The sequence below is a fragment of the Streptomyces sp. NPDC047869 genome (assembly GCF_040704065.1).
GTDB lineage: Bacteria > Actinomycetota > Actinomycetes > Streptomycetales > Streptomycetaceae > Streptomyces.
The window spans coordinates 134,418-140,559 of sequence record NZ_JBEYRK010000021.1; the positions used below are offsets into that span (position 1 = coordinate 134,418).

Annotated in this window: 7 protein-coding genes and 1 pseudogene; 4 read left to right on the forward strand and 4 right to left on the reverse strand. The window is 74.3% G+C overall.

Annotated elements, in window-relative coordinates; genetic code table 11:
- Window positions 1-5: 5 nt before the first annotated feature.
- The gene (locus AB0924_RS25520) at window positions 6-833 is read right to left on the reverse strand and encodes a PaaX family transcriptional regulator C-terminal domain-containing protein (RefSeq protein WP_358934801.1); all 828 of its coding nucleotides are present in this window, start codon (window positions 831-833) and stop codon (window positions 6-8) included.
- 15 nt (window positions 834-848) lie between these two features.
- A complete protein-coding gene (locus AB0924_RS25525) occupies window positions 849-2,441 on the reverse strand; it encodes an AMP-binding protein (protein WP_358934803.1) in 1,593 nt (530 codons plus the stop codon).
- Window positions 2,442-2,598: 157 nt separating this feature from the next.
- On the opposite strand from AB0924_RS25525, the gene AB0924_RS25530 reads away from it, so the two are divergent.
- The 4 genes and pseudogenes from AB0924_RS25530 to AB0924_RS25545 all read left to right on the forward strand — a co-directional run bounded on the left by AB0924_RS25530 (window position 2,599) and on the right by AB0924_RS25545 (window position 4,945).
- Window positions 2,599-3,735 carry an acyl-CoA dehydrogenase family protein gene (locus AB0924_RS25530; RefSeq protein ID WP_366912619.1) on the forward strand — a complete coding sequence of 379 codons (1,137 nt, stop codon included), beginning with the start codon at window positions 2,599-2,601 and terminating at the stop codon, window positions 3,733-3,735.
- Entirely contained in the window at window positions 3,732-4,151 is a 420-nt protein-coding gene (locus AB0924_RS25535) for a RidA family protein (protein ID WP_366912620.1), read from the forward strand. Before AB0924_RS25530 ends, AB0924_RS25535 begins: the two co-directional genes overlap by 4 nt.
- Window positions 4,152-4,222: 71 nt before the next feature.
- A pseudogene (locus AB0924_RS25540) lies at window positions 4,223-4,642 on the forward strand (DUF6299 family protein); the annotation flags it as partial.
- A gap of 66 nt (window positions 4,643-4,708) precedes the next feature.
- Entirely contained in the window at window positions 4,709-4,945 is a 237-nt protein-coding gene (locus AB0924_RS25545) for a DUF6299 family protein (RefSeq protein WP_358934816.1), read from the forward strand.
- A gap of 57 nt (window positions 4,946-5,002) precedes the next feature.
- On the opposite strand, the gene AB0924_RS25550 is transcribed toward AB0924_RS25545, so the two are convergent.
- Entirely contained in the window at window positions 5,003-5,194 is a 192-nt protein-coding gene (locus AB0924_RS25550) for an acyl-CoA carboxylase epsilon subunit (protein ID WP_358934809.1), read from the reverse strand.
- 10 nt (window positions 5,195-5,204) lie between these two features.
- Window positions 5,205-6,142, reverse strand: a 938-nt coding sequence (locus AB0924_RS25555) for a carboxyl transferase domain-containing protein (protein ID WP_366912621.1), incomplete at its 5' end; no start/stop codon positions are given.

Sequence of the window (6,142 nt, forward strand, 5' to 3'; positions counted from 1 at the left end):
GGGGCTCACGCCCCCGCGGGCTCCGTCCCCACGAACTCCGCCCCCGCGTCGCGCAACCGCTCGTGCAGCCCCCGGAACACCCGCGCCGAGCGGACCCCCGGCCAGTCGGCGGGCAGCAGCCGGGCGGGCAGGCCCGGGTCGGTGTAGGGCAGGTGCCGCCAGGAGTCCAGCGCCGTCAGATAGTCCCGGTAGGCCTCCTCCGGCGGGGTGTCGGCGCGCCGCTCCCAGGCGTGCAGGACGGGCGCGTGGGCGTCCAGGAAGCCCTCGTGCACCTTGGCGATCGCCGTCAGGTCCCACCAGCGGGTGACGGCCTCCGGGGTGGCGGCGAAGCCGAGGTGCTCGCCCCGGAAGAGGTCGACGTACGGGTCGAGGGCCAGGCGGCGCAGGGTGTGCCGGGTCTCCTCGTACAGCCGGGCCGGGGCGATCCACACCCCGGGCGCCGCCGTGCCGAAGCCCAGTCCGGCCAGCCGGGAGCGCAGGACGTGCCGCTTCTGCCGTTCCGACTCGGGCACGGAGAACACCGCCAGCACCCAGCCCTCGTCCTCGGGGGGAGCGGTCGCGTAGATGCGGAGGTCGCCGTCCTCCAGCAACTGGCGGGCCTCGGCGGAGAGTGCGTACCCGGCCGAGCCGGCCCGGGTGCGGGCCGGCAGCAGCAGCCCGCGGCGTTTGAGCCGGGACACCGAGGAACGGACGGAGGGCGCGTCCACCCCGACCGCGGCCAGCAGTCGGATCAGCTCGGCGACGGGCACCGGGCCGGGCATGAAGCGGCCGTACGCGCCGTACAGCGTGACGATGAGGGACCTGGGGGCGTGCTGCTCGGACACGTTGATCATTTTAGGTCGTCTGGGTCATGGCCGGTCACCGGCGGTGCGCAGCCGGAACCGCTGCAGCTTGCCGGTGGCCGTGCGGGGCAGCGCGTCGAGGAAGACGAACTCGCGCGGGCACTTGTAGGGCGCCAGCTCCGACTTGAGGAAGGCGCGCAGCGGCTCCGGGTCGCGCGCCGCCCCGTCCCGCAGCACCGTGTAGGCCACCGCCACCTGGCCGCGCACCTCGTCGGGACGGCCGACCACCGCCGTCTCGACCACGTCGGGGTGGCGCAGCAGGGCGTCCTCCACCTCCGGTCCGGCGATGTTGTACCCGGCTGAGATGATCATGTCGTCCGCGCGGGCCACGTAGCGGAAGTAGCCGTCGCTCTCGCGGACGTACGTGTCGCCGGTGACGTTCCAGCCGCCACGCACGTACTCCCGTTGCCGCGGGTCGGCGAGATAGCGGCAGCCGACCGGGCCGCGCACGGCCAGCAGTCCGGGCTCACCGTCCGGCACCGGGTCGCCGTACGTGTCCTGGACCCGCGCCTGCCAGCCCGGGACCGGGACTCCGGTGGTGCCGGGTCTGATCCGCTCGTCGGCGGCGGAGACGAAGATGTGCAGCAGCTCGGTGGCGCCGATGCCGTTGATGATGCGCAGCCCGGTGCGCTCGTGCCACGCCCGCCAGGTGGCCGCGGGCAGGTTCTCGCCGGCCGACACGCAGCGCCGCAGCGACGAGAGGTCGTGGCCGTCCATCGCCTCGAGCATCGCGCGGTACGCGGTCGGCGCGGTGAACAGCACCGAGACCCGGTGCCCGGCGATGGCCGGCAGCAACTGGCGCGGCCCCGCCTGTTCGAGCAGCAGCGCGCTGGCGCCCGCCCGCATCGGGAAGATCACCAGACCGCCCAGACCGAACGTGAAGCCGAGCGGGGGACTGCCGGTGAACACGTCGTCGGGCCGGGGCCGCAGCACATGCGCGGAGAAGGTGTCGGCGACGGCCAGCACGTCCCGGTGGAAGTGCATGCACCCCTTCGGGCGGCCCGTGGTGCCCGAGGTGAAGGCGATCAGGGCCACGTCGTCGGCGGCGGTGCCGACCGCCGGGAAGGGGGTGTCCGGCGCAGGGCGGCGCAGCAGGTCGTCGGGCGCCTCACCGCCGTAGGCGAGGATGCGCAGGCCCGGTATCCCGGCCTTCGCCAGGTCGTCCACGGCCCGTATGTCGCACAGCGCGTGCCGGACCCGGGCGATCTCGCACATCGTGGCCAGCTCGTGCGGCCGCTGCTGGGCCAGCACGGTGACCGCCACCGCGCCCGCCTTCAGCACGGCGAGCCAGCACGCGGCGAGCCAGGGGGTGGTCGGTCCGCGCAGCAGGACCCGGTTGCCGGGCACGACGCCCAGTTCGCCGGTGAGGACATGGGCGATCCGGTCGACGCGGGCGCGCAGGACGCCGTAGGTCCACGAAGGGCCGCCCGGGGTGTGGAAGACCGGGCGGTCCGGGTCGCCGTGCGCGAGCAGCTCGGCCGCGCAGTTGAGCCGTTCGGGGTAGCGCAGCTCCGCCAGGTCGAAGAGCAGCTCGGGCCACTCGCCCGGCGGCGGAAGATGGTCACGCGTGAAGGTGTCGACGTGGGCGGAGACGTTCATGGCGGTGCGCCCCCTTGCCTGACGGCGTCGAGACGGGCGTCCTGACTGCGCTCGCATCTGGAGCGTATCGTGTTGATGACGACAGTCAACTGTGCGCGATACCGTCGGACGGAGACGGGAGGGTCATCGCCGGCCCGCCCCGGAGGGAGGACCGGCAGTGCCCGCATTCTCACTGGGACCGGAGCGGACCGCCTGGCGCGCCGAACTGCGCACCCTGGCCGCCGAACGGCTGCGCCCGATCGCCGACAAGGGGGAGCCGGGCCGGGTCGACCGGGCCCTCCTCGCCGAACTCGGCCGGCTCGGCCTGCTCGCCCGCCTGTTCACCTCCGGCGCCCTGGACCTGTGTCTGATGCGCGAGGCGCTGGCGCAGGCCTGCACCGAGGCGGAGACCGCCCTCGCCCTCCAGGGCCTGGGCGCCCACCCGGTGCACGCCCACGGCACCACCGCCCAGCGCGAGCGCTGGCTGCCCCGGGTGGCCGAGGGCGGCGCGGTGGCCGCGTTCGCGCTCAGCGAGCCGGGGGCCGGATCCGACGCGGCCGCCCTGGCCCTCACGGCCGAACCGGACCGCGGCTCCGGCTGGCGGCTCACCGGCGAGAAGTGCTGGATCTCCAACGCCCCCGAGGCCGACTTCTACACCGTCTTCGCCCGCACCACGCCCGGCGCCGGAGCCCGCGGGGTGACCGCCTTCCTGCTCCCCGCCGACCGGCCCGGCCTCACCGGCTCCGCGCTGGAGATGCTCTCCCCGCACCCGATCGGCGCCCTGCACCTGGACGCCGTCCCCGTCACCGCGGACGACGTGCTCGGCGAGCCCGACCGAGGCTTCGCCGTCGCCATGGGCACCCTCAACCTCTTCCGGCCCAGCGTCGGCGCCTTCGCGGTCGGCATGGCCCAGGCGGCGCTCGACGCCACGCTCGAGCACACCGCCGAACGCGACGCGTTCGGCGGCAAGCTGCGGGACCTGCAGACGGTCGCCCACCAGGTCGCCGAGATGGCCCTGCGCACCGAGGCGGCCCGGCTGATGGTGTACGCGGCGGCGACGGCGTACGACGAGGGCGCCGCCGATGTGCCGGGGCGGGCCGCGATGGCCAAACTGCTGGCCACCGAGACCGCGCAGTACGTCGTCGACACCGCCGTCCAGTTGCACGGCGCCCGCGCCCTGCGCCGCGGCCACCTGCTGGAACACCTCTACCGCGAGGTGCGCGCGCCGCGGATCTACGAGGGCGCCAGCGAGGTGCAGCGGGGCATCATCGCCAAGGAGTTGTACGCCACGCGGCCCGAGAGGGAGGCCCGGTGAGCACCGAGCGCGTCAACCCGCCCGAGCTGTCCCCGCCCACGGGCTTCTCGCACGCCGTCGTCGCGACCGGCACCCGGCTGGTGTTCCTGGCCGGCCAGACCGCCCTCGACGGCGACGGCGAAGTCACCGGCGACACACTCGTCGAGCAGTTCGAGCGGGCACTCACCAATCTGCTCACCGCCCTGCGCGCGGCCGGCGGCACCCCGGCAGACCTGGCCCGCGTCACCGTCTACACCACCGACGTCGCCGGCTACCGCGCCCACGCCCGCCGACTGGGCAGCATCTGGCGGGAGTCGGCGGGCCGCGACTATCCGGCGATGGCCGTCGTCCAGGTCGTACGGCTGTGGGACGAGCGGGCGCTGGTCGAGCTGGACGGGTTCGCGGTGCTGCCGGGTGACGCGCCACCGAAGGGGTGACGGTCACGGCGGGGTCCCGGACCGCCCGGTACGAGTGGAACCCCCACACCCCGTGACCGGGAGGTCCCCCCATGCCCGTACGCCCCGCCCTCGCCGCCGGCCTCGGCGCCGCAGCGCTGCTGTGCGCCGTCGCCGCACCGGCCGCCGTCGCCGACCCGACCGAGAGCCTCACCGTCGACGCCACCGGCCGGATCGCCGCCGACGGCACCATCACCCTCTCCGGCACCTACCGCTGCACCGGCAGCAGCGGACCGGTGTTCGTCAGCTCCTCGGTCACCCAGACCGACCCCGGCGTCAAGTACGCCATCGGCGGCACCAGCGCCGTGTGCGACGGCGCCGAGCACCACTGGTCGAACTCCGGCGAGGCCGACGCGGAGGCGGCGAAGAGCGGTCCGGGAAGCGTCACGGCCGGGACGGCGTCGGCCGGGGCGGAGAAGACGTCGCCCAAGGCCGCGGGCAAGCCGTCCGAGGCCGGGAAGGCGGCGCGGAAGGCCGGGAAGAAGGCGGCCGGGGCCGGGAAGGCGTCAGGCAAGGCAGACAAGGCCTCGGCCAGGTCCATGAAGACCTCGGCCAGGTCCGTGAAGGCGTCGCACAAGGACGGAAAGGTGTCCGGCAAGGCGGCGAAGGCGGCGCCCAGGTCGGGGAAGGCATCGCACAAGGCCGGTGCCGAACCGCTGAGGACCGGCGCGGCCCACGTCGAGGCCACCCTCCTGGAGCTGCGGCCCTCGGGCCTCGCGCCGATGCCCTACTTCCACGCCGTCCGGCAGCAGGACATCACGCTCGTGCAGGACTGAGCGCGCCCCCGGCGGCCCGGGTGTGCCGGGCCGCCGGGGGACTCGGTGGCCGCCGGCTCAGCCCCGCTGCCAGCTGTGCGGGGCGTGGTAGGCGTGCGGACGCCAGGAGGTGGTGCCCGGGGAGCCGGGCTCGGTGCCGGCCCCGGCCAGGGCGGTGCGGCTGAGCAGCAGCACCGCGAGGGCGGCCAGTTCCTCGTCGGTGGCCTGGCCCTTCTCGACGCGGATGGGGGGAGTGGGGGACGCGCTCATGGGACCTCCGTCACTGGGGCGGGTTGCCGTGCTTGCGGGCGGGTCGCTCGGCGTGCTTGGTGCGCAGCATCGCCAGGGCGCCGATCAGGACGTGGCGGGTGTCGGCCGGGTCGATCACGTCGTCCACCAGACCGCGCTCGGCCGCGTAGTAGGGATGCATCAGCTCGGCCTTGTACTCCTTGACCAGCTCCGCCCGCATGGCCTCGGGGTCGTCGGCCTCGGCGATCTGGCGGCGGAAGATGACGCCCGCCGCGCCCTCGGCGCCCATCACGGCGATCTCGTTGGTGGGCCAGGCGTAGGTGAGGTCGGCGCCGATGGACTGGGAGTCCATCACGATGTAGGCGCCGCCGTAGGCCTTGCGCAGGATCAGGGAGATGCGCGGCACGGTCGCGTCGCAGTAGGCGTACAGCAGTTTCGCGCCGTGCCGGATGATGCCGCCGTGCTCCTGTCCGACACCCGGGAGGAAGCCGGGTACGTCGAGCAGGGTGACGATCGGGATGCTGAACGCGTCGCACATCTGCACGAAGCGGGCGGCCTTCTCGGACGCCTCGATGTCCAGCACGCCGGCCAGGCTCTGCGGCTGGTTGGCGACGATCCCGACCACCTGGCCGTCCAGCCGGGCCAGCGCGCAGATGATGTTGCGCGCCCAGCGCTGGTGCACCTCGAGGTACTCGCCGTCGTCGACGATCTCCTCGATGACCTTGGTCATGTCGTACGGGCGGTTGCCGTCGGCGGGCACCAGGTCGGCCAGGCTGTCGCAGCGCCGGTCCGCCGGGTCGTCGCAGGGCGCGGCGGGCGGGGTCTCGCGGTTGTTGCGCGGCAGGAGGGAGAGCAGGTAGCGCACCTCCTCCAGGCAGGTCTCCTCGTCGTCGTAGGCGAAGTGGCAGACGCCGGAGGTCTCGGCGTGCACGTCGGCGCCGCCGAGCCCGTTCTGGGTGATCTCCTCGC

Bases quoted from the DNA above. Each gene is read 5' to 3' on its own strand.
- AB0924_RS25520 (WP_358934801.1), bottom strand. From the start codon at position 833: ATGATCAACGTGTCCGAGCAGCACGCCCCCAGGTCCCTCATCGTCACG.
- AB0924_RS25525 (WP_358934803.1), bottom strand. From the start codon at position 2,441: ATGAACGTCTCCGCCCACGTCGACACCTTCACGCGTGACCATCTTCCG.
- AB0924_RS25545 (WP_358934816.1), top strand. From the start codon at position 4,709: ATGAAGACCTCGGCCAGGTCCGTGAAGGCGTCGCACAAGGACGGAAAG.
- AB0924_RS25550 (WP_358934809.1), bottom strand. From the start codon at position 5,194: ATGAGCGCGTCCCCCACTCCCCCCATCCGCGTCGAGAAGGGCCAGGCC.